The 22196-nt window shown below is 63.3% G+C and carries 16 protein-coding genes; 6 read left to right on the top strand and 10 right to left on the bottom strand.

Translation table 11 applies throughout. The features are described 5' to 3' along the window. Positions 1-28 precede the first annotated feature (28 nt). Both FFI94_RS08765 and FFI94_RS34150 read right to left on the bottom strand, forming a co-directional pair. Positions 29-3925 carry a cation-translocating P-type ATPase gene (locus tag FFI94_RS08765; protein WP_138872621.1) on the bottom strand — a complete coding sequence of 1299 codons (3897 nt, stop codon included), beginning with the start codon at positions 3923-3925 and terminating at the stop codon, positions 29-31. After that, positions 3922-4344 (bottom strand): hypothetical protein, encoded by a 423-nt coding sequence (locus FFI94_RS34150; protein ID WP_260683960.1) that lies wholly within the window; start codon positions 4342-4344, stop codon positions 3922-3924. The genes FFI94_RS08765 and FFI94_RS34150 overlap by 4 nt, the downstream gene beginning before the upstream one ends. 194 nt (positions 4345-4538) lie before the next feature. Between FFI94_RS34150 and FFI94_RS08755 the strand changes: the two genes are divergently transcribed. Beyond that, positions 4539-5486 carry an aldo/keto reductase gene (locus FFI94_RS08755; RefSeq protein WP_138873684.1) on the top strand — a complete coding sequence of 316 codons (948 nt, stop codon included), beginning with the start codon at positions 4539-4541 and terminating at the stop codon, positions 5484-5486. Between the two features lie 12 nt (positions 5487-5498). On the opposite strand, the gene FFI94_RS08750 is transcribed toward FFI94_RS08755, so the two are convergent. Together FFI94_RS08750 and FFI94_RS08745 are read right to left on the bottom strand one after the other, a co-directional pair. After that, positions 5499-6275, bottom strand: a complete 777-nt coding sequence (locus tag FFI94_RS08750; protein WP_138872620.1) for a hypothetical protein — start codon at positions 6273-6275, stop codon at positions 5499-5501. Positions 6276-6423: 148 nt separating this feature from the next. Continuing rightward, positions 6424-7671, bottom strand: a complete 1248-nt coding sequence (locus FFI94_RS08745; RefSeq protein ID WP_260683959.1) for a hypothetical protein — start codon at positions 7669-7671, stop codon at positions 6424-6426. A 100-nt stretch (positions 7672-7771) separates the two neighbouring features. On the opposite strand from FFI94_RS08745, the gene FFI94_RS08740 reads away from it, so the two are divergent. Beyond that, the gene (locus FFI94_RS08740) at positions 7772-9085 is read left to right on the top strand and encodes a DUF5691 domain-containing protein (protein WP_260683958.1); all 1314 of its coding nucleotides are present in this window, start codon (positions 7772-7774) and stop codon (positions 9083-9085) included. Positions 9086-9145: 60 nt separating this feature from the next. Here FFI94_RS08740 and FFI94_RS08735 read toward each other — a convergent pair whose 3' ends face one another. The 5 genes from FFI94_RS08735 to FFI94_RS08715 all read right to left on the bottom strand — a co-directional run bounded on the left by FFI94_RS08735 (position 9146) and on the right by FFI94_RS08715 (position 15412). Then, positions 9146-10276, bottom strand: coding sequence for an acyl-CoA dehydrogenase family protein (locus FFI94_RS08735; protein WP_138872619.1), 1131 nt, complete (start codon positions 10274-10276; stop codon positions 9146-9148). An 8-nt stretch (positions 10277-10284) separates the two neighbouring features. After that, positions 10285-11460, bottom strand: coding sequence for an acyl-CoA dehydrogenase family protein (locus FFI94_RS08730; RefSeq protein WP_138872618.1), 1176 nt, complete (start codon positions 11458-11460; stop codon positions 10285-10287). Positions 11461-11564: 104 nt separating this feature from the next. Then, complete coding sequence (locus FFI94_RS08725; protein WP_138872617.1) at positions 11565-12011, bottom strand: hypothetical protein; 447 nt, start codon at positions 12009-12011, stop codon at positions 11565-11567. A gap of 88 nt (positions 12012-12099) precedes the next feature. Then, positions 12100-14634, bottom strand: a complete 2535-nt coding sequence (locus FFI94_RS08720; RefSeq protein WP_138872616.1) for an ABC transporter permease — start codon at positions 14632-14634, stop codon at positions 12100-12102. 4 nt (positions 14635-14638) lie between these two features. Further along, on the bottom strand, positions 14639-15412 hold the full coding sequence (locus FFI94_RS08715) for an ABC transporter ATP-binding protein (protein WP_033236733.1): 774 nt from the start codon (positions 15410-15412) through the stop codon (positions 14639-14641). Positions 15413-15655: 243 nt separating this feature from the next. On the opposite strand from FFI94_RS08715, the gene FFI94_RS08710 reads away from it, so the two are divergent. The 4 genes from FFI94_RS08710 (at position 15656) to FFI94_RS08695 (ending at position 20270) form a co-directional block, all read left to right on the top strand. After that, positions 15656-17218, top strand: coding sequence for a long-chain-fatty-acid--CoA ligase (locus tag FFI94_RS08710; protein ID WP_138872615.1), 1563 nt, complete (start codon positions 15656-15658; stop codon positions 17216-17218). A 22-nt stretch (positions 17219-17240) separates the two neighbouring features. After that, positions 17241-17642 carry a YchJ family protein gene (locus FFI94_RS08705; protein WP_138872614.1) on the top strand — a complete coding sequence of 134 codons (402 nt, stop codon included), beginning with the start codon at positions 17241-17243 and terminating at the stop codon, positions 17640-17642. A 55-nt stretch (positions 17643-17697) separates the two neighbouring features. Next, positions 17698-18282 (top strand): hypothetical protein, encoded by a 585-nt coding sequence (locus FFI94_RS08700; protein WP_138872613.1) that lies wholly within the window; start codon positions 17698-17700, stop codon positions 18280-18282. Positions 18283-18371: 89 nt separating this feature from the next. Continuing rightward, on the top strand, positions 18372-20270 hold the full coding sequence (locus tag FFI94_RS08695; protein WP_138872612.1) for an ABC transporter ATP-binding protein: 1899 nt from the start codon (positions 18372-18374) through the stop codon (positions 20268-20270). A 78-nt stretch (positions 20271-20348) separates the two neighbouring features. Here FFI94_RS08695 and FFI94_RS08690 read toward each other — a convergent pair whose 3' ends face one another. Further along, positions 20349-22130, bottom strand: a complete 1782-nt coding sequence (locus FFI94_RS08690) for a DEAD/DEAH box helicase (RefSeq protein WP_138872611.1) — start codon at positions 22128-22130, stop codon at positions 20349-20351. Between the last annotated feature and the right edge of the window lie 66 nt (positions 22131-22196).

The raw sequence follows: 22196 nt of genomic DNA, 5'->3' as shown, positions 1-22196 counted from the left end.
GATAACTCCGGCGGGGGCCATCTCTGTATCAACTGCCGTTCTGGGTGCCGTTCTGGGGCATCACCAACCGCTCGATGATGGGAGAGGCAACCGCTGCAAGAGTGGTTGCGCCGCACGCACATCCGATTGCCTGTGCCCACGCGAGCGGACCGAGTGGAGTGCAGCCCAGGAACTGGCTCACTACGGGGGTGCTGACAAGAACGCTGAGCACCCCGACCGACCCCACAGCCGTCACCACTACCAGCGGACTCCGCGATTCGATCAAGGTCTGCCCGAGTTGGGTACCTACCAAGGCCACCAGAGCCACCGTCGACGCACGTCGCCGTCGACCGGTCATCCGGGCAAGAATCCAGGCGGACAGAGCCCCAGCTGCGGTTGCACCGCCGCGGACGGTAATGGTGCGCCACAACGCGTCCGCGTCCGTCGCCGGCGTATCGCTGCGACCCTCGGCCGTCGGCGTACTCACCGCCAAGGCTGCGGCGGGCAACGCATCGGTCATGAGATTGACCAGCAACATCTGTCGCGCATTGAGTGGCGATACTCCGGACAATGCGCTGCCCATCAACGCAAATGCCACTTCGCCTGCGTTGCCACCGAGAAGAACACCTACCGCGGAGCGCACCCGTTGCCACAATTGCGCGCCCTCGTCGAGAGCGTCGATCAACCCGCTGACCCGTCCCTCCAGTAGGACGATATCTGCAGCGCCCCTGGCGGGATCACTACCGGTGGAAGCAACTCCGATTCCCACACTGGCAGCACGGATCGCGGCTGCGTCGTTGGCACCGTCACCCACCATCGCGCATACCGAGCCACTCGACTCCAGCGCGTGCACAACCTGCACTTTGTGTTCGGGTGTCATGCGCGCGAACACGGTTCGTTCCGCAACCGCGGCCTCTTTCTCGGCGTGGGACATGTTCTCCCACTCCGAACCGGTGAGCACGTCGCCGGGCTTGACGTCCAAACCCAACTCCCCCGCAACAGCTGCCGCGGTCAGCGGATGATCGCCGGTGAGTACCCGAACACCCAGTCCCCGCTCGCGAAGTTCCGCGACGAGTTGCCCGGCATCGGAGCGCAGAGTGTCGGAGAGCCCGAGCAGTCCGACCGGCTCCAGATCATGTGCGCAGCACTCTTCCAGAAACTCGGGGTCCTGTGCAGCGCGCTGGGCAGCCGACTCGGACAGCTCACGTTGAGCCACCGCGATGACCCGGAGTCCACGCTTGGCCATCTTCTTGACATGCCCCGAGGACACACGCTTCTTCGATACGGCGGCGTGCGCCACGAACTCTGGTGAACCTTTGAGAGCAATCCGATGCCCGATCAATGCAGCAGAATACGGCCGGCCCGAGCGGAACGGCACCATCGCCGACGCTTCGGCATCCTCGAACACCACCGGATGGGCCAACACGTCGTCGGCAGCACTGACAACAGCCGCGTCTGTCGAGTGAAAGACCTGATCTCCGCTGTTACTCAAGGCACTTCGCGCGGCAACTTCCAAGATCCGATTTCCCCGCCACCCGTCAACCCGCTCGACTGCCGCGACATGCAGATGGTTCTCGCTCAGAGTTCCGGTTTTGTCGAAACACACCACATCCACGCGTCCCAGCGCCTCGATCGAGCGCGGCGAACGGACCAGCGCTCCCACCGATGTCAGCCTGCGTGCGGCGGCCTGCTGTGCCAGAGTGGCAACCAACGGCAAACCTTCCGGCACAGCGGCAACGGCAACCGCAACCCCACTGGTCACTGCCTGGCGCAGCGCTGTGCCCCGAAGCACTCCCACCGCGGTAACCAACGCCCCGCCACCGAGACTGACGGGGAGCGTCTTTCGGGTGAGATCTCGGAGTCTGTGCGTCAGTCCTACTTCGGGGCCACGCTGCGGCTCCCGGACATCGACCTTGCGGGCTTCGGTCTGCGAGCCCACGGCAGTCACCACTGCACGGGCCTCACCGGCAACGACGGTTGTGGCGGCGTAGACCATGCAACTTCGCTCAGCCACCGGCACTCCGGGGGTGGGATCGGTCTGCTTCTCGACCGGCATGGATTCGCCGGTCAGGGAAGATTCGTCGACCTCGAGCGAATCGACGTCGAGTAGCCGAGCATCGGCAGGCACCACATCTCCGGACTCGAGAACCAGGATGTCGCCGATCTGCAATTCGTCCGCCGAAACCCGCTCAGGGTCTGCCCCAGTCGATTCCTGTCCCGCCGGTACCCGTCGCGCCAAGGGCTCCTGCACCCGAAGAAGTTCGCGAACAACATGTTCCGAGTGCAGTCTCTGAATCGCCGACAGAGTGGCGTTGCCAGTCAGCACGGAACCCACCAGAATTGCATCGATCGGCGAGCCCAGAATTGCACTGGCAGCCGATCCGGTCGCCAGGACCGGCGTCAAGGGATCCGACAACTCCGATCTGACTGCATCCAGAACGTCGCGGCCCACCCGGACCGGCGCAGCAACGCGCGACAGCGTTCCGAATCGAGGTGCAGCCACGGCCTTCTCGTCGGGTGACGGGAGTTCGCGTAACACTTCGTCTGTGCCCAGTTCGTGCCAGTCGTTGCGCGCGGAACCTTCGGGAACGTCCACGCCAACCGCGGAGTGCGCCAGCCGGAAGCCGGTCCACAATGCGGCCCCCGCACCGATCGTGATCGGCCCCGGCCCGCGTCCACGCACACCGGGAAGCATGACCAAGGCACCCAGGACTGAAGCACCGCTGGATAATTCGACACCACGCCGCGTCGCTGCCCGCGCCGCCGGCAGGGCATGCAGCACCCGCCACACCCCGGCAAGGTCACGTTCGAGGATATCTGCCGACGGCGGCGCCCGGTCAGGCTCGGCAACACCGATCCGGAGCTCCGTCGGCCCGGCCGGGTGGAATGAACTGACAACTCCGACACGTGCGTTTGCTTCCGACAATGTGGTCAGGGCAGATTCCAACGCCCGGTCGATGTCTCGGTCGCTGTCGCCAGCGGCCTCGAGGAGTTCGTCGAAGCCGCCGCGCAGAGACCCGAGAGTGTCTACATCGAGGCTGACAGCGCGCACCCCAGCAGCACGCAGCTCCGCTACTACAGCTTGTGCCAACGGTTTTCGGGTGGGACGCACGAGCACATCGGCACCGCCGATCCGGTGCCACCCGACAGTGAGTTTGCCGTCTTCGAGTTTTCGGCGCGCGCGATCCCAAATATGTACCCGATCCGAGTCAGCAACGCCCCGGATATCCGACACCCGAAGCTCCTCGGTGAGGAGTACACGCGGATCGATCAGAACTGTGTCGACGCGGTCGAGCCGTCGGGCAGCGCCGGGGTCGACAACCAGCGATCCCTCGCGCTGCCACAGCTCCCTCGTCAACACTGCGGCAAACGCCTCTCGGGAAATCCGCAACGCCCGCGGCGCCGCAACACGCACCGCAGTCGACGCAATCTCGGAATTCTGTGTGACAGCACCGATCACAGCACCACTTGCCAACTGAGCTAGCGCTACTCGCTCCGCGTGGCGCTCACCTGGCCCACGACTTTCGTCGTCCGGCACCTCCGACGACACCGCAACACCCCACTCCTGCGATGCATTGCGCAGGCTCCAGGCCTCACCGAGCAGTAGCGAGCGCATACCGAGATCTACCGTCAACGCCGCAGGAGCCTGTGTCACCACGTCGGTCACCGACTTGGCCGATTCGAGGACCAGATCGGTCAATTCGCGCCCGAGCATGCGTTCCAACTGCTGACGCAGAGCCGGTTGATGGTGCAGAACCGAGACCCCGGCCGCAAGCAACGACGATCCCGGAAGATTCGGTACCCGCGACACCGAACCGGCAAGTGCCGGAACAATTCCCGCTGCGGCGACGGCTGTGCTGAAGGCCCGCCCGATCAATTGCCGCTCGGCCGTGGATCGAAACGGTGTGGACAGAAGCCCGGCCAGTCCCGCTGGGAATAGATTCATGCCACCGGTCCCGGTTTTGTCGCAGTTTTCTCCGGTGTGCCCGCACCTGACACCTGCTCAGGCCGAGGCGCCGGGGCGGCACTCAACTCCGCTCGCGCAGTCTTCTCAATTTTCTTCGGCTCACCTTCTTCGCGCTCACCGTCATGACGATCCCACTGCCGTAGCACGACGGCAGCGCCGCCGAATCCCAGCAGAATCGGCCACTCGACCAAACCGGCAGCACCCATCGCCGCGAGTGTGAGAACAGCCGTCGGCGTCGACTTGCTTCCCGCTCGCATTCCGTCGCGCACACCACCGACCGCGCCGCGGATTCCGCCGTTCACTCCTCCGACAACGCCGCCGCCAACGGCTCCCACCGCACTGGTGGTCACGCTCGCCGCGCCCGTGACCACCCGGGTCGCTTCACTGACCATCGACATCGGACTCTCCTTCGCACAGTCCGTCGAACACAGATCATTACCCAGTGGCCATACCCCACACCGCACGCGGCAATCACGAACAACAACGATTTCGACGCGATCCCCGGACTCCACACCCCCTATCGGGATGCAACACGGTACGGTTCGGACGTCGGCGAATGGCGTCGACGTTGCATCGACGGGAGTTCTGCGCAGTGGCGAAAATCGGCAGCTCGGATATCGACATTTTTCGGTTGTCCTTGGGCGGCAACCCCTTCGGGTGGACCGCCGACGAGGCGACGTCCTTCGAGATTCTCGACGCCTTTGCCGAATCCGGCGCGAACTTCATCGACACAGCCGACTCGTACACCGCCGCTGTCCCGGGTAACTCCGGCGGAGAATCCGAAACCATCATCGGAAAGTGGATCACCGATCGCGGGCTTCAGGAAGACATCGTCGTCGCCACCAAGGTTGGCAGCCACCCCGATTTCAAGGGTTTGAAGGCAGACAACATCGCCGCGGCAGCGGACGCGTCGCTTCGCCGCCTGCAAGCCGATCGCATCGATCTGTACTACGCGCACTTCGACGATCCGAGTACGCCACTCGAGGAAACTCTCGAAGCGCTTAACGCACTGGTCGAGAGCGGCAAGGTTCGATACCTCGGAATCTCGAATTACACCCCCGACCGCGTTCGCGAATGGTTGCGAATCACCGAAGAGAACGGGTACGCGCGTCCCATCGCACTGCAGCCGCACTACAACCTGGTGCACCGGAAATCATACGAACCGGAACTTGCGAAGATCGCCACCGACAACAACATCAGCGTCTTCCCCTACTTTGCACTCGCCTCGGGTTTCCTCACCGGAAAGTACCGAACCCGCGCAGATATCGACGGAAGCCCCCGCGAACGCATCACGGCAAGTTACTTCAGTGACGCCGGCCTCGCCGTGGTCGATGCGATCGCCGAAATCGCCGAGAATCACACCAGCGAAATGTCGACCATCGCCTTGGCCTGGCTGCTGACCAGGCCCGGCATCACCGCGCCGATTGCCAGTGTCAGCCGAGTAGAGCAACTTCCGGCCCTACTCGACGCACCGGATCTGGTGCTCTCGTCAAGTGAACTCGACCTACTCGAACGGGTGTCCGCCGCAGTAGGCGCCTAGGCGCTACGACGCTTAAGCGCTACGACGGTGCCGCGCACCCAACGCGGTACCGTCGACAGTCCAGAACACCCAACCGTCGTAGCTCTCGATATCGCCGGAAATATGTCCGGTGACAGCATTCGCGGCAGCTGTCGGGTTGGGGAACCTGCGTCCCTCCATCGGGCCACGCACGATTTCGAGTACGCCGCTCGTTTCGTCGAATCGACCGATCCAGCGGTAACCGTGGCAATCGGCGCTTACCTCGACGCGCAGATCGATCACCGGAATCTCGTCATCGGCGGCGCTGGCACGACGCTTCTTGACGACAACCGCAGTCTTCGCACGCTTCGGGGCCACCGGCGCTGCGACCTGAATGCTCGGATCCTTGACCGCAGCGACACCCAAAACGTCCCAACGGTCATGCCCGTGGGCAACCCGTCCACGCGCAATCGCGTGATGGCCCGTCCTGGTGCGCCCAGGAGTGTCCATCATCCACAGATCGACCTCGGACCGGATATCGTCCGCCACCTCCACCGACGGCAGCATGAAGAACTGGTGAGGCGTGACCGCAAGATCGACAAAAACCCAGAACTCCGAGCGGGTGTCGTCGCTCTCGAGGGATTCGTCCTGGCGCCTGGCCTGCCAGTCACCGTCAAGCTTGGATCGCACGCGGACGATGCGGGTGCTGCCGTCATTGCCCGTCACCTGCACCGGGTTGCGGCGCGAATGCGTCAACCGCACGGCGTGGCCCCCACGCTGGGTTACTTCGGAAATGAACGCGTTGATGCCACGACTTGCGGTGTCTTCCATGGTCGACCTTCTTGAAGCTGTTGCGCCCGGTATCGCCAGATCGGCCTGCGGGTGGGGCGTCAGCGAACAATTGTCGCGACCGACGCCCGGCGAATCCGGCTCACGGCCGGCTAGTTACCTCGACCTTACCGCGCCCTCGCTCCAGCGCCTAAGGTGCGGGCCGCTCATTCCCAGAGGTCAGAAGTGCGATGTCGCCGTACAGTGCCGCGCGGTGCGCCAACATCAACTCGTCGACGCCGTCGAATTGATCGCCGACGTAGTGCGTGTTTGCGGCCGAGAGCTCACGCGATCCGGACCGCGCGAGCAGATCGTCGATGCGGCTGTCCAAGCTCGCCGCGTGCTCGACGGCGCGTTGAGAACTGAGCTGTTCCTCGGCCCGCGAGACCAGGTCACCGATCCGCGCCAACGCCGCAACTCGCTCGACCAACTGATCCCACACAGCGCCGAGGGCTCGCGTTCTCGAGTCGATCGACGCTCGGGTCGCCTCGTCGCGCGCCAGGTTTGCGGCTTCGTCGAGTTCGGCGAGGATCGACCGCAAGGCAACCGTATCCACGGATATCTGGGTGATCTCGTCGGCAAGATCAAGTTGATTGCGTTGGACGACAAAATGATCGGAATGCCAGGCATTCGAGGACTCGATGCGGTCGTATACGTTGCCGGCGAGGTAGAGCAGCGCGTCGTACTTCCCGGTCACGCCGTCGTCGTCGTGCGGTGCCAAGCCGTCGAGTACCTCGGCCATGCGACGGCCCGCGTCGGCGAGGACCCCGGAGCCCTCGAGGCTTGCGAGCCGTCCGGCTAGTTTGTCGAGTGCCGCGCTTCCGCTACCGGCAACGGCGCCCAGGCCGGTGGTCGACTTCGCCGGGACGGGCGTGCGGGTGAGTCCGACGAACAGGGCTTCGCGCTGCTCCACGTCGAGATGCAGCCCGTCGCGCCGGTCCTTGCGGATAGCGCGGACACTGCTCGCGAAGTGCCGGTTGGATCGCACAACCGCCGAGCGCGCGGCCTGGACGCGTTTCTCCAAGGCCTGAACACGTCGTTCCAGGACAACCTGCACCGGTCCGATTCGGGCAGCACTGAGCCGCCGACACGTTCTCGTGTACTCGTCCGTGAGGTACCTCAGTTCGGACCAACTACCGATGTCGGGGAACGACCGTCCCACCGCGCGGCGTTCGGCCATGATCGCCCGAGTCTCGTCGTCGACGTAACCGCCGGCCAACAACAGCGCGACCTCGGTGGACAGCTCGGGGCGATTCGATTCGACGATTCCTGCTTCGCACCAGGAGAGGACATGGCTGGAAATCAGTGCACGACGTTCGGCAACCGACACATCCGCACCACTGTTAACTTCCGCCCCATTGGTTCCATCGCCCACGGTGACGCCATGAATTTCTGCCATGTCAAGCCTCCCAGGTGCCGCTGTCCACTCTCCCAGAATCTCGACATCCGCGCCGCTACCCAGAGTGAAAGTTGACACACCTCTGCCTTACCGTAGGCAAGTGACCTCGCTGCGAACCGACATAACGGTAGGGCGTCCGACGCTCCCCGCGTCGGCGATCGAGCACGTGACGTCACTACTCGAGACGCGGTCACCGTCGTTGCCCGAATGGTTCGACGTTGCCGAAACCTACGGATATGTTGCGCCCGCACCGACTGTTCCCGCGCTCATGGAAGCGGCCCGCACGAACCTCGAACACCGCGAGGCACTCCTTCGCCTCGCCGGTCCGCGCGGGCAATATCTGGCAGATCACAACCCGGCTTGGGCGCAACTGCGTCGCGTCGGGTCACGCCGCGACGAACTGTGGCTCTCCCCCGACCCGGACGACCGACTCGCCTGGTTCGACTACATCCGAACGGTCGACCCCGCACTCGCGACAGAAGAACTCGACATCGCGTGGGACAACGAACCCGCGGGTCTGCGACGCCAATTCCTGGACCGGCTGAGCGTCGGCTTGGGCGAGCACGACTACGACCTTCTCGAACGCGGACTCGACGATCCGTCGCCGCCGATCCGTGAACGCTCGATCCAACTGCTCCGCCAACTTCCCGAATCCCCGTTTGCCGAACGGATGGCTACCCGGGCCCACACCTGGGTGCGACTCGAGACCAAGCCACTGCGACCGCGCCTCGTCATTCGATTACCCGGTTCACTCGACGACAAGGCCCCACGCGACGGCATCGAAGACGTCGGGGCCCAGTACAAGGGAATCGGCAAGTGGTGGCTGCGCCAAGTTGTCACGGCGACGCCGTTGACGTTGTGGGAATCGATGATCGGTTCACCACACGACGTACTTCGCATTCCCATCGAGAAACAATGGCGCGACGTGATGACCGAATCATGGACCGCCGCAACAGTTCTACAGAAGAACCCCGCCTGGGCATCGGCTCTACTCGCGCGGGACGGCCGGAACACCGATCGCCGCGTCGTCGCGATTGCACGTCCACGTGAACGGATCGCGTACATCCTTGCGGGTCATGCCGACAGTTATCTCCTCGGCGTCGACGGCAGCGCACTGCTGGACGGCATCGACCGGCCCTGGCCACTGGCCATTGCACAGAAACTTGTCAGCGCCCTCGAAGGCGAAGCCGCCAAACACGCTGCCTCCGGCGAAGAACTCGGCATCCACTCTCGCCACAGCCACTACTCGACGCTGCGGAGCGCCCAAGCCCGGTTCCCCCTCGAGGCTGGTGCACTGCTGCTGGACGCGGCCGACCGAACGGCGTCAACCGACTGGCAACGGGCCTTCACCGAGACGGCCGAACACATCGAAGCACGCCGCATCCGGTTGGACGTACTGCGGGGCGGGCACTGACAAAACCGGGGCCGCACCCCGCGACTGCGGAATGCGGCCCCGATCAGCTCTCGTGAAAGATCAGACCGCACTGACCATTTCATGGTCGGCAACGCCTGCAGCCAACACACGCAGGTGATCTTCGGTGCTGCCGAGCGTGTGCTCGATGGCAACAAGCCTGCTGACGTAATGGCCCACCGGATACTCCGCCGTCATGCCGATGCCGCCGTGCATCTGAATTGCTTCCTGACCGATCAGCCGCGCTGATCGCCCGATCTGCAACTTGACCCGAGACGCGATGACCGGGTCTACCACACCGTCGGCCAGCGACATGGTCGCGTACAAGCTCATGCTGCGCGCCAACTCGAGTGACACGTACAGATCGGCAGCTCGATGGGTCAGCGTCTGGAACTTGGCCAGCGGAACCCCGAACTGCTTGCGGGTCTTGAGGTACTCCGTCGTCAGGCGCAGTGCCTCTTCCATCGCACCGACAGCCTCGGCGCACAACGCGGCCTGCTCCCGAATCTGCGCGGCCACGATCAACGCCGACGCGTCACCACCCGCACCGAGCGCCTCGGCAGGAGTATCTGTGAACTCGACCTGCGCACCACGCAAACCGTCGTGGGTTGCGTACGACTTGCGCACCAGACCCGATGCGTCACTCTTGACCAGGAACAGCCCTACTCCGCCGTCCGGCAGCGAAGCGCTGACAACCAGGATGTCCGCAGCGCCGCCGTGGCCGACCGGATTCTTGATGCCGGTAATGCTCCAGCCGTCACCCGCGCGTACTGCGGTGGTTGCCCGTTGCGTTGCAGGCCAACGAATTCCAGGTTCCTGATCGGCAAACGCCAGGAACGTGACGCCCTCGGCAACTCCGGGAAGGATGGACGATCGCTGCTCAGCGCTGCCACCTTCGGAGATGAGTCCACCCGGCGTTACCGCCGCGTCCAGAACCGGCTCCGGCGCAAGGCGTCGGCCGATCTCGGTCATGACAGCACCGATCTCGACGGGACCGGCGTCCATCCCGCCGTCGTCCTCGGAGAACGTCAGACCAAGCAGACCGACCTCTGCCAACTGCTTCCACACCTGCGGACTCCACCCGGGGTCGGCGTCGGTGATTGCATTTCGCTTTTCCGCGTCGTAGCTGCGTGCGAGAAGATCCTTGGTGGTGTCACGAAGAAGCTTCTGTTCGTCATTGAGTTCGAAGTCCATGCCACGCCTCACAATCCGAGGATCGAGGAGGCGATGATGCTGCGCTGCACTTCGCTCGATCCGCTGTAGATGGATACCTTGCGGTAGTTCAGGTAAGCCGGGGCCGAGTGCTGCGCCCAGCTCGCCGACGCGATGTCGGTGCCCGCGTCGAACGGCAGCGAATCGGGGCCGGCAACGTCCATCAGCAACTCGGTGCTGGCCTGCTGCAATTCGGAGCCACGCAATTTCAGCAAAGAAGAAGCCGGGTTCGGCTTACCGTCCGCGGACCCTGCAACAACCCGGAGTTGAGTGAGCTCCAGCGCAAGCAACTCGTTCTCGAGCTCGGCCAGGCGAGCGGCGAACAGGGGATCTTCGAGAAGTGTCCCGTTCCCGACCTTGACCTGCGCGGCACGCGCTTTTGCCTGAGCCACACGCACTTTGGAGAAACCGACCCGCGTGACGCCGGTGCGCTCGTTGCCGAGCAGGAACTTGGCGTAGCCCCAGCCCTGGTTCTCTTCGCCGACCAGATTCTCGCCCGGAACGCGGACGTCCTCGAAGAAGACCTCGTTGACCTCGTAGCCGCCGTCGATGAGTTTGATCGGACGGACCGTCACGCCCGGTGTGTTCAGATCGACCAGGATGAACGAGATACCCGCCTGCCGCTTGGGAGCATCGGGGTTGGTGCGAACGAGACAGAAGATCCAGTCTGCGTGCTGGCCGAGCGTGGTCCAGGTTTTCTGACCGTTGATCACCCAGTCGTTGCCGTCCCGGACGGCGCGGGTCTTGAGCGACGCGAGGTCGGAACCCGCCTCCGGCTCCGAAAAGCCCTGGCACCACCAGATATCGAGGTTTGCCGTCGCCGGAAGGAACTTTTCTTTCTGTTCTTGCGAACCGAAAGCCGCGATGACAGGTCCGACCATGTTCGCGTTGAACGCAAGGGGCTCCGGAACAGACGCCAACTGCAGCTCGTCGAGCCAGATGTTGTGCTGAACCGGAGTCCAATCCTTACCGCCCCACTCGACCGGCCAGTGCGGCACGGCCAGGCCGTGGGCGTTGAGAATCTGCTGCGACTCGACCATGCGGTCGCGCCCCAACTCTTCCCCGTGGGCGTACGCGTTCCTGGTCGATTCAGGAATCTGTGTGCGGAAGAAAGTCCGCATCTCGTCCCGGAACGCCAGTTCCTCGTCGGTCAACGCCAGATTCATCGTGATTCCTTCGCACTCGAAACCGGATTCATGTTCGACTCGACCGTACCCCGATCGCTCACGACAAGGCTAGGACACCCGAAGAAAAGGCGGACCGAATCCGACTACACGGTTTTCAAAACCAGAAGGAACCCACCACCAGCAGGGTCGATACTCGTTTCGACGTTCAGATTCGGGGCCAATCGCGAGAGCCGATCAAGCAACCACTCCGACGCATCCTGGGCGTCGTCCTTGCCGGGGCAACGTGCAACCGCGACCCGGCCACCCTTACGTTCGAGCTGCTCCACAACACCGATGATCGGCGCCGGATCAACCACGAACAACCGATCCGGCCACTCCACAACAGGCTTGACGGCACCTTTCTTGGTATTGCACGCGCGGTGTGCGAGTCGCTCGACACCACCCTTGGATTTGCCGCCCTTCTTGGCGGTGTTGATGCTGTCGATACTCGGGCCGCGCGGATCGTTAACCGACATGTCGGGATCGACGGGCTCGTCACACAGCCAGCAGCGCCAGGATTCACGATCGCCGACTTCTTGAAGAGTGCTCATGAGGAAACGGTACCGTGCGCACTTTTCGCTGCGTGAACAGCCAAAAGTGCGCACGGTACCGGTCGCGTGAATGTGACAGCCGTAAGCCCTACAGGTCCGCGATCGCCTCCAGTGGCTTGGTCTTGGCCGCTCGATTGGCCGGCCACAGTGCCGCGAGTACACCGACGATGCCGGAACCGACCAGCATCAACGCAACCTGACCCCACGGAATCGTGATCTCACCCAAGCCCTGGTCCCGAAGTGTGCTCACGAATCCCCAACCGAAACCGATTCCGAGCACCACACCGACGGCCGCACCGTAGACAGCGATGAGAACGGATTCGAGGTAGATCGTGCGCCGCATCTGCGCCCGCTGCATACCGACGGCCCGCAGCATTCCGATCTCGCGTCGGCGTTCCACGACCGAGAGCGCCAAGGTGTTGATGATGCCCAGGATTGCGATCACCACTGCCAGTGCGAGTAGCCCGTACAAGATCGCGAGCAACGTATTGATCTGCTGCCCTTGGGTTCCCTTGAACTCCTCACGATCCTGAACCTGAACAACCACATACTTTTCCGTGGCCTTCTCGAGTTCGCCGCGCAAGGCACTCAGATCGGTCCCCGGCTTCGCCTTCACGAGAACGGCAAAATCAGGCAGGCTGGTTGCCGGCATCAAGGCCTGGTACGCCTCGTCCGAGACGATCCACGATCCGATCAGCTGGTTGTCCTCGAACACTCCCGCAACGACAACCGGATACTGGGTCCCGTCCGCGCCCGTCAACGTCTGGGTCGATCCGACGGTCCAACCGTTGTCGGTCGACGTGGTCTGCGACACCATCATGTTGTTGCCCGACAGATCTGCGGTTCCCTCGACGATGTTGTAGTCGAGGACTCCGTCGATGGGCCCGTCCAACGACGCACCCTGTTCGTCCTGTCCGTTCACGGTGGCTCGAACCCCGTGCAGAGATGTCGCACTCTGCACATCCGGGAGCGCGCGTACTGCGTCGGCCGCGCCTCGCGGCACACCGATCGAATTAGGCCCGGACAGGATGTAATCCGCAGTGACACCCACGTCGACCAGCGCATTGATACTCGCCTTTGCCGAGGAACCGAACACACCGATGACCGTCACCAACATCAGGCCCAATGTCAGGGCAAAAGCCGTAGCCGCGGTACGACGCGGATTGCGGACCGCATTGGTGCGAGCCAGACGACCCACCGCACCGAACGGTTTGGCGAACACAACACCGAGTGCGCCCACGATGGGCTGCGACAGAGCGGGAGAGCCCAGCAGAACCGCGATGATCAACGCAAACGCTCCGCCGCCGACAGTCAGAGCGGCACCCTCACCCGTTCCCCGCGAACCGGCGACCACCAAGACAACACCGAGAACACCGAGGATGGCGCCGACAAGCGTCCGGACACGCAGCGAGTCACCGGTGGAGGCGAACTCCTCGCGCATCGCCGCGACCGGCGGAACCTTGGACGCCCGGCGCGCCGGCGCATAAGCACTGAGCGTCGTCACGACAACGCCGACAACCAACGCGACAAGAACCGTCCGCGGGCTGACCTGCAACGGCCCCTCCGGCAGTCCCACGTCGAAGGCATTGAGCAACCCGCGCAGACCGTACGCCAGTCCGATACCGGCCAGCAATCCGATGACACTGCCGATCAATCCGACGATCAACGCTTCGGTGACGACGGATCGGCCGACCTGAGCCCGGCTCGCCCCCACCGCCCGGAGCAACGCAAGTTCACGCAAGCGCTGCGCCACGATCATCGAGAAGGTGTTGTAGATGATGAACGTGCCGACCAGCAGAGCAATAGCGCCGAACGCCAGCAGGAAGTAGTTGATGAAACTCAGTGCGGTGTCGACCTCGGCCTTGGTCTCCTCACGGACCTCGTCTCCGGTCTGCACCTTCAAATCCGGGAAGACCTGCTCCACCCGTTGCTGCATGTCGGTCTGTGACAGTCCGGTGCCGGCAACGTCGATGTAGTCGACATGCTTGCCGTCCGTGAACAGGCTGCGTGCCTGATCGTCGGTGAACAACGCGCCGATGAAACCACCGGTGTCACTACCGGAACTGGTGTAGATACCGGACAACGTCACATCGACGATTCCCCGCGCCGGAACCAGAACCCGCGCCTGGTCACCGACCGACAAACCCGCGCGCTCCGCCGCACTCACGTTCAACGCAATATCTCCGTCGGCAGTAGGCGGCCCACCTGCCGAATACGGATCGGGCGGTGTGATCGCCTTGTCTTCCGGCAGGTACGACCCACCGATGCTCGGCGCACCGCCAGTCTGAACAGCACCGCCGTCGGCATTGATCAGAACGATCTGTCCACTCACGGCCGGAGCCACGGCGCGGACGCCGTCGATCGCAGCCAACTTGTCGACATCCTCGATCGGAACGCCACTGGTGTTGCGATCCGGCATCGACACCCGGACGTCGACGCCCTGAGCAGTGTTCTCGAAAATCGAGTCGAACGTCTTCTGCAACGTATCCGTGAACACAAACGATCCGGCGACAAACGCCGTACCGAGCACCACCGACAACACGGTGAGCGCCAACCGCACCTTGTGCGCCGCCAAGTTACGCAAGGACACCTTGCGCATCGGCGAATTGGTTACCGAAGCCATATCGTCAAGCTCCGGCTTCTACGTTGACCGGAACCTGCGGAGCATCCAGACGCTTCATCCGATCGAGAACGGAATCGGCCGTCGGCTCACGCAGTTCGTCGACGATCTTGCCGTCCGCCAGAAATACGACGCGATCCGCATACGCAGCAGCGCGCGGATCGTGCGTCACGATCACCACGGTCTGACCGAACTCGTCCACCGCGGACCGCAGAATCGACAGGACCTCGCCGGACGAGCGCGAATCGAGATTGCCGGTGGGCTCGTCGCCGAAAATGATCTCGGGCTGACCCGCCAGAGCCCGCGCACACGCAACACGTTGTTGCTGCCCACCCGACAGCTCACCCGGCCGGTGGTCCAGGCGGTCCTTCAATCCGAGCTTCGTCAGCACATTGTCCAACCACGCCGGATCGGCCTTGCGCCCCGCGATATCGAGCGGCAACGTGATGTTCTCGAGCGCCGTCAGCGTCGGCACCAGATTGAACGCCTGGAAAACGAACCCGATGCGATCGCGTCGGAGCGCCGTCATCTGCTTGTCCGACAGCCCGGTCAATTCGGTGTCCCCGATAAGAACCGAACCGGAACTCGCCGAATCCAGACCGGCCAGGCAATGCATCAACGTCGACTTCCCCGAACCCGACGGCCCCATGATCGCCGTGAACTCACCCCGAGCAAAATCTGCGGATACAGCGCTGAGTGCGTGCACCTGGGTATCCCCGGTGCCGTACGTCTTGGACAGGCCGACAGCGCGGGCCGCCACATCTTGGGCGTGCGAACTCATGATCGCCTTTCGTCTTCACTTCGGTGGGACTTCTTTGGTGGTTCTACTTCGGTGGTTCGAGCACCCCACAGCGCGCGGGCGCCAACGGGCATTGCTCCATCCTGTCGTCTACTCCGCGCCACCGCCATCAGGGACCACCCTGATTTCCGTCGATGCTTCCCTGAGTTGTCAACGGAAAACACACATGCTGACGACGGCCGCCCACTAGCCTTGTGACACACATCACTCGAGAAAGGTGGTCCGATGTCCGACGCCGCCACTGCAATCATCTTCGATCAACTCGAACACTGGGCGAGCGTAAAACCCGAAGAACCGGCCGTGACGTTCCAGGAAACCACCTACACATGGGCGCAGTGGCACAACCGCATCCTGCGCATCGCGGGCGCACTCGCCGAATCCGGAATCGGCCCGGGAGACACCGTCGCCTTCCTCGACAAGAACCATCTCTCCTGTCTCGAAATCACCTATGCCGCTTCACTACTCGGAGCTGCAAATGCCATTCCGAACTGGCGGCTGGCCGGCGAGGAACTCGACTACATTCTTGCCGACTGCGGGGCACGCATCCTTTTTGTCGGTAACGAGCTCCTCCCCCAGGTCGTTGCCTTGCGCGATCGCCTCACTGCCGTCGAACTGATCATCGCCGTCGGTAGCGAGAACGACGAATTCGAACCGTGGCTCGACGAAGCCGCGCCGTTGGCATTTCGTCCGATTGTCACGCTCGACAGCACGGCCCTGATCCTCTACAGCTCCGGAACGACCGGACGCCCCAAGGGAGTTCAGCTCACTCACCGAAACCTGTTCGCGCACAGCAACAATGTCCTCGAACTCCTACCCAAACGCGACGACGACATGTTCCTGGTCGCCATGCCGATGTTTCACGTCGGCGGAACCTGCTACGCCATCATGGCAATTCACGCCGGCGGACGCTGTTACTTCACCCGCGAAGCTGACGGACCGTCGATCTTCGCCGGGCTTGCCGCCGGCGCCAATATCGCCTTCCTGGTGCCACCCGTCATCGCCGGTGTGCTGGCGGCAGGTGATCAGGCCGTCGCAGCCTTCCGTGCCTTCAAACGCATCACCTACGGCGCAGCCCCCATGCCCCTCCCCTTGCTGCGAGGAGCACTGGCGGCCTGGCCGAATACCGAGTTCGTACAGGTCTACGGAATGACCGAAATGGCCGGCGTTGTCACAGCACTCATGCCCGACGTCCACCGCGACGAATCGCAAGTCGCACGGATGGCGTCGGCGGGCACCGCCATTCCGGGAGTCGAGATGCGCATTGTCGACCCCGTCACTCTCGACGACGTCACGGTGGGGAACATCGGAGAACTCTGGTGGCGATCGGAGCAATGCACTCCGGGATATCTCAACAAACCCGACGCAACCGCGGAAACAATCACACCGGACGGATGGCTTCGCAGCGGCGACATGGGCCGCGCGGATTCCGAAGGCTTTGTCTTCATCGAAGACCGCCTCAAGGACATGATCATCACGGGCGGGGAAAACGTCTACTCACCCGAAATCGAACGGGTTCTCGTCGAACATCCGGCCGTTGCCGAAGTCGCGGTCATCGGTGTACCGGACAACCGTTGGGGTGAAACCGTCAAAGCCGTCGTAGTTCTCACCGCCGACGCCCAGATCACCGAACTCGAACTGATCACATACACCCAGGGGCGCCTCGCAAAGTTCAAGTGCCCGACAAGCATCGACGTTGTCGAGATTCTCCCGAGAAATCCGACGGGCAAGATCCTCAAACGAGATCTCCGGAAGCCGTACTGGGAGAACCACGACAGCAAGCTGGTCTGAGCTCGCGTGTTGTAATGGGGTGGTGACCTCACGCCGCCCCATTACCGCCCAACTCTGCCCGTGCGGCACCGGCAACACCGTCGACGAATGCTGCGGAAAGTATCTCGACGCCGTAGCAACCGCACCGACCGCTGAAACCCTCATGCGCTCGAGATACACGGCGTTTGCGCTCATGAACGCTGACTATCTGCAGCAGACCTGGCATCCCGACCACCGGCCCGCCGTACTCGAGCTGGACCCACAGCAGCGATGGACACGGCTCGAGATTCTCGCTACCGAGCGCGGCAGTCTGTTCGATTCCGACGGCACAGTCGAATTCCGCGCGCACTACGTTTACGGAAGCGAACGCGGAAACCTCCACGAGCGCAGCAGATTTGCCCGAATCGACGGGCACTGGCTCTACGTCGACGGCGATATCGGTTAGGTAACTCCGCGCACGCCGTCGCAAGGCCGTGAACTGAGAGACCTACGATCGAAGCATGACAACGAACCGGACGAAATCAGTTGCCGCCATCGCTGCCATCATCGTGGGGGCGAGCCTGACCGCGTGCTCACAGACCGCAGAAACCACACCGACAGCAGTCACCACCTCGGTCTCCGCGACCACGAGCGCCGCCGCTGAACCGGCGCCAACCGACAGCTCGGACAAAACCGCCGCAGCAGTCGCCGAATCGAAGTTGACCGTCACCGACGTCCGGATCGGCTCGCACGAGAACTTCGACCGCGTCGTGTATGAAATGGGTGGAACCGGTACCCCCGGCTGGCGCGTCAAGTACGTCGACGCGGCTGTTCAAGAAGGTAGCGGCAAGCCCATGGACGTCGCCGGCGGCGCGATCATCCAGGTGCTGATCGACGGATCGGGCTACCCGTTCGACAGCGGCGTAGAACAGTACTCCGGCCCCAACCCCGTCCCCGGAATTGCCGGTGGAGTTGTCACCGAAGTCAACGGGTCCTCGGTCTTCGAAGGCGTCACACAGTCATTCATCGGTGTAACGGAAAAGCAGCCCTTCTCGGTGACGCTGCTGTCGGACCCGACTCGTGTGGTGGTAGACGTAGCCAAGTAGCGGGCTTGACCTCAAGCACACTCGAGGTTTTACCTTCGTGTCGTACCGGCCGCGTACTCTTCGTGGCCGGCGACCGAAGGGCCTGACACATGAGTATGGAAGTCACCGCGTGGAACGCGATGTACAACGCGATGCACGCGCAAGACGACAAGCGGCCTTTTTCGAAGGCGACGCTCAAGAGAATCGCGACGTTCGCGATACCGCAGAAACGCAACCTCAGCTGGTACCTCCTGCTGAGCGTGGTGACGGCGGCGCTCGCCGTCGCAACACCGGTTTTGGCAGGCCGGGTGGTCAACGCGATAGTCGGCGGCGACGCCGTCAAGGTTGTCGTGATCCTGGCGGTGCTGATCGCGGTTGTGGCAATTCTGGAGGCTGCGCTCGGACTGTTGACGCGCTGGCTCTCCGCGAGCATCGGCGAAGATCTGATCCTGTTGCTGCGGACCACGGTGTTCGACCACGTCCAGAAAATGCCTATCGCGTTCTTCACTCGGACGCGCACTGGTGCTTTGGTCAGCCGCCTCAACAACGATGTCATCGGCGCCCAGCGCGCGTTCAGTGACACCCTCTCCGGTGTGGTCAGCAATCTGGTCACCCTGATCATCACGCTGATCGTCATGCTCGGAATCTCCTGGCAGATCACTGTCCTCGCGCTACTTCTTCTGCCGATCTTCGTGATCCCGGCCAGGCGCATGGGCGCCAAGCTGGCGGCGCTCAATCGTGAAGCCGCCAACCATAATTCGGTGATGAGCACCCAGATGACCGAACGTTTCTCGGCGCCGGGCGCAACGCTGGTCAAGCTGTTCGGACGGCCATCACAAGAGTCTGTCGAGTTCGCGGTGCGCGCCCGACGCGTACGCAACATCGGCGTCCGGACGGCCATGCTTCAATCCGTTTTTGTCACCGCCCTGACGCTTGTCTCGGCCTTGGCCCTGGCCCTCGTCTACGGCCTCGGCGGCTACTACGCCTTGCGCGGGCAGTTGGACGCCGGTGCCGTTGTCTCGATGGCATTGCTGCTGACTCGGCTGTACTCGCCGCTGACGGCTCTCGCGAGCGCCAGAATGGACGTCATGAGCGCCCTCGTCAGTTTTGAGCGGGTCTTCGAAATACTCGATCTCGCGCCGCTCATCACCGAGAAGCCCAACGCCGTGTCGGTACCGGACGGACCGGTATCCGTCGAGTTCAAGAACGTGAAGTTCGCCTATCCGTCGGCGGACAAAGTGTCCCTCGCGTCCCTCGAGGAAGTGGCGATCCTCGACAGCCGCGGCGGCGAGAACGTGCTCCATGATCTGTCCTTCCGTACCGAAGCCGGCCAGATGGTTGCGCTCGTCGGAACGTCCGGCGCCGGTAAATCCACCATCGCTCAGATGATTCCGCGCCTCTACGACGTGGATTCGGGCTCTGTCGAACTCGCCGGCGTCGACGTCCGCGACCTCAGCGCCGACTCCATCCGCGAAACCGTCGGCATGGTCACCCAGGACGGGCACCTGTTCCACGAGAGTTTGCGATCCAACCTGCTGCTCGCACGGCCGGATGCATCCGAAACCGAACTCCGCGAAGTCCTCGAGCGCGCCCGCCTCACCGCTCTGGTCGCCTCACTGCCGGAGGGACTCGACACGGTTGTCGGCGAGCGCGGCTACCGACTGTCCGGCGGCGAGCGTCAACGCCTGACCATCGCCCGGTTGCTGCTCGCCCAACCTCGCGTTGTCATCCTCGACGAAGCCACCGCCCATCTGGATTCGACATCCGAAGCTGCTGTTCAGGAAGCACTCGGCGAGGCCCTTGCCGGCCGGACGGCAGTCGTGATCGCACACCGCCTGTCGACCATTCGCGCAGCCGATCTCATCCTGGTTGTCGAAGGCGGCCGCATCATCGAACGCGGAACCCACACCGAATTGCTTGCGCACAGCGGCCGGTACGCGGAGCTGTACCGCACCCAGTTCAACACCGGCAGTAAAGATCCCCACGATCTCGAGCCCAGCACCCTCTGAAGCCCAGCACCCTCTGATACAAAACAGGCGCTGCTCCCCGAATCGGGGAGCAGCGCCTGTCAGTTTCCGAGAAGAAGATCAGCTGTCGTAGCGATCGCGTCCGCCACCACGGCTGTCGCGTCCACCACGATCGTCACGTCCACCACGGTCATCACGACCGCCGCGTCCGCTCGGGCGTCCCTGCGGCGGGCCGAAATCGGGCTGCAGCTGAATCAGGACGCCGGAAATACGTGTCCGTCGCAGAGCCTCGAGGGTCTCGTTGGACAGATCGGCCGGCAGCTCCACGATGGAGTGATCGGGACGAATGCTGATGTGCCCGAAGTCGCTTCGACGCAATCCACCCTCGTTGGCGATGGCACCGACGATGGCACCCGGCACAACGCGATGACGCTTACCGACCGCGATGCGGTACGCCGCCAACTCCTGGCCCTCGGGTCCACGCGAACGCGGAGCCGGACCGTCGTCGAACCGGCGCGGCGGACGCGGTTCGCGCGGCTCGCGCTCACGACGCGGCGGTGCCGGCGGCTCGGGAGCGAGCAGGAAGGCGTCACCGTCACGCGACTGCACTGCCAAGGCGGCAGCGATGTCGATGAGCGGAACGTCGTGTTCCTGGTCGTAGTCCTCGATCATCTTGCGGAACAGTGCCAGGTTCTCGGATGCCAGGCTTTCGGTGATGGAGTCACCGAACTTGGCAACACGCTGCGCATTGACGTCGTCGACGCTGGGCAGCTGCATCTCTGCCAGCGGCTGGCGGGTTGCCTTCTCGATGGACTTGAGCAGATGACGCTCACGCGGAGCGACGAACAGCAGCGCGTCACCTTGTCGTCCGGCGCGACCCGTACGGCCGATGCGGTGGACGTAGGACTCGGTGTCGTGCGGGATGTCGTAGTTCACGACGTGCGAGATGCGGTCGACGTCCAGACCACGGGCAGCGACGTCGGTGGCCACGAGGATGTCGAGCGCACCGTTCTTGAGCTGACCGATGGTCCGCTCACGCTGCGTCTGCACGATGTCACCGTTGATGGCGGCAGCGGAATGCCCGCGAGCGCGCAACTTCTCCGCCAGCTCTTCGGTGGCCTGCTTGGTGCGGACGAAGATGATCATCGCCTCGAAGTCCTCGACCTCGAGGACACGGGTCAACGCGTCGAGCTTGCGCTGGTGCGCGACCTGGATGTACCGCTGCGTGATGTTCGACGCCGTCGAGGTCTTGGACTTGACCGTGATCTCGACCGGATCGTTCAGGTACTGCTTGGAGATGCGACGGATGGAACCGGGCATCGTCGCGGAGAACAGGGCGACCTGCTTCTCGCTGGGCGTGTCGCGGAGGATGCGCTCGACGTCCTCCTGGAAACCCATCTTCAGCATCTCGTCGGCCTCGTCGAGAACGAGGTACTTGAGATTGGTCAGGTCGAGAGTGCCCTTTTCGAGGTGGTCGATGACACGACCGGGCGTTCCGACGACAACGTGCGCACCGCGGCGCAGGCCGGACAGCTGGACGCCGTAGCTCTGGCCGCCGTAAATCGGCAAGACGTTGAGGCCGGGGATGTGCGCGGAGTACTTGCCGAATGCCTCGGCAACCTGCAGCGCGAGCTCACGTGTGGGAGCCAGCACCAGCGCCTGCGTCTGCTTGATCGACGTGTCGATCCGCGACAGGACGGGAACCGCGAAGGCGGCCGTCTTACCGGTACCGGTCTGGGCAAGTCCGACGACGTCCTTGCCTTCGAGCAGCGGCGGAATGGTGGCAGCCTGGATCGGCGAGGGCGACTCGTAGCCCACGTCAGACAGTGCCTTCAGTACCCGATCATCGATGTCGAGGTCGGCAAATGTTGGGGGTTCGGGGTCACGCTCAATATCACTCATTTGACCAGCAGTTTAGCCGAAGGAGTATAGACACGAGAACCGACCTGCTGAACTATTCCGACGTAT

This window comes from Rhodococcus sp. KBS0724 (assembly GCF_005938745.2).
GTDB lineage: Bacteria > Actinomycetota > Actinomycetes > Mycobacteriales > Mycobacteriaceae > Rhodococcus_F.
The sequence above is the reverse complement of the archived record's forward strand: the minus strand, read 5'-3'. Positions and strand labels throughout refer to the sequence as shown.

Bases quoted from the DNA above. Each gene is read 5' to 3' on its own strand.
- FFI94_RS08765 (WP_138872621.1), bottom strand. From the start codon at position 3,925: ATGAATCTATTCCCAGCGGGACTGGCCGGGCTTCTGTCCACACCGTTT.
- FFI94_RS34150 (WP_260683960.1), bottom strand. From the start codon at position 4,344: ATGTCGATGGTCAGTGAAGCGACCCGGGTGGTCACGGGCGCGGCGAGC.
- FFI94_RS08750 (WP_138872620.1), bottom strand. From the start codon at position 6,275: ATGGAAGACACCGCAAGTCGTGGCATCAACGCGTTCATTTCCGAAGTA.
- FFI94_RS08745 (WP_260683959.1), bottom strand. From the start codon at position 7,671: ATGGCAGAAATTCATGGCGTCACCGTGGGCGATGGAACCAATGGGGCG.
- FFI94_RS08735 (WP_138872619.1), bottom strand. From the start codon at position 10,276: ATGGACTTCGAACTCAATGACGAACAGAAGCTTCTTCGTGACACCACC.
- FFI94_RS08730 (WP_138872618.1), bottom strand. From the start codon at position 11,460: ATGAATCTGGCGTTGACCGACGAGGAACTGGCGTTCCGGGACGAGATG.
- FFI94_RS08725 (WP_138872617.1), bottom strand. From the start codon at position 12,011: ATGAGCACTCTTCAAGAAGTCGGCGATCGTGAATCCTGGCGCTGCTGG.
- FFI94_RS08720 (WP_138872616.1), bottom strand. From the start codon at position 14,634: ATGGCTTCGGTAACCAATTCGCCGATGCGCAAGGTGTCCTTGCGTAAC.
- FFI94_RS08715 (WP_033236733.1), bottom strand. From the start codon at position 15,412: ATGAGTTCGCACGCCCAAGATGTGGCGGCCCGCGCTGTCGGCCTGTCC.
- FFI94_RS08710 (WP_138872615.1), top strand. From the start codon at position 15,656: ATGTCCGACGCCGCCACTGCAATCATCTTCGATCAACTCGAACACTGG.
- FFI94_RS08700 (WP_138872613.1), top strand. From the start codon at position 17,698: ATGACAACGAACCGGACGAAATCAGTTGCCGCCATCGCTGCCATCATC.
- FFI94_RS08695 (WP_138872612.1), top strand. From the start codon at position 18,372: ATGAGTATGGAAGTCACCGCGTGGAACGCGATGTACAACGCGATGCAC.
- FFI94_RS08690 (WP_138872611.1), bottom strand. From the start codon at position 22,130: ATGAGTGATATTGAGCGTGACCCCGAACCCCCAACATTTGCCGACCTC.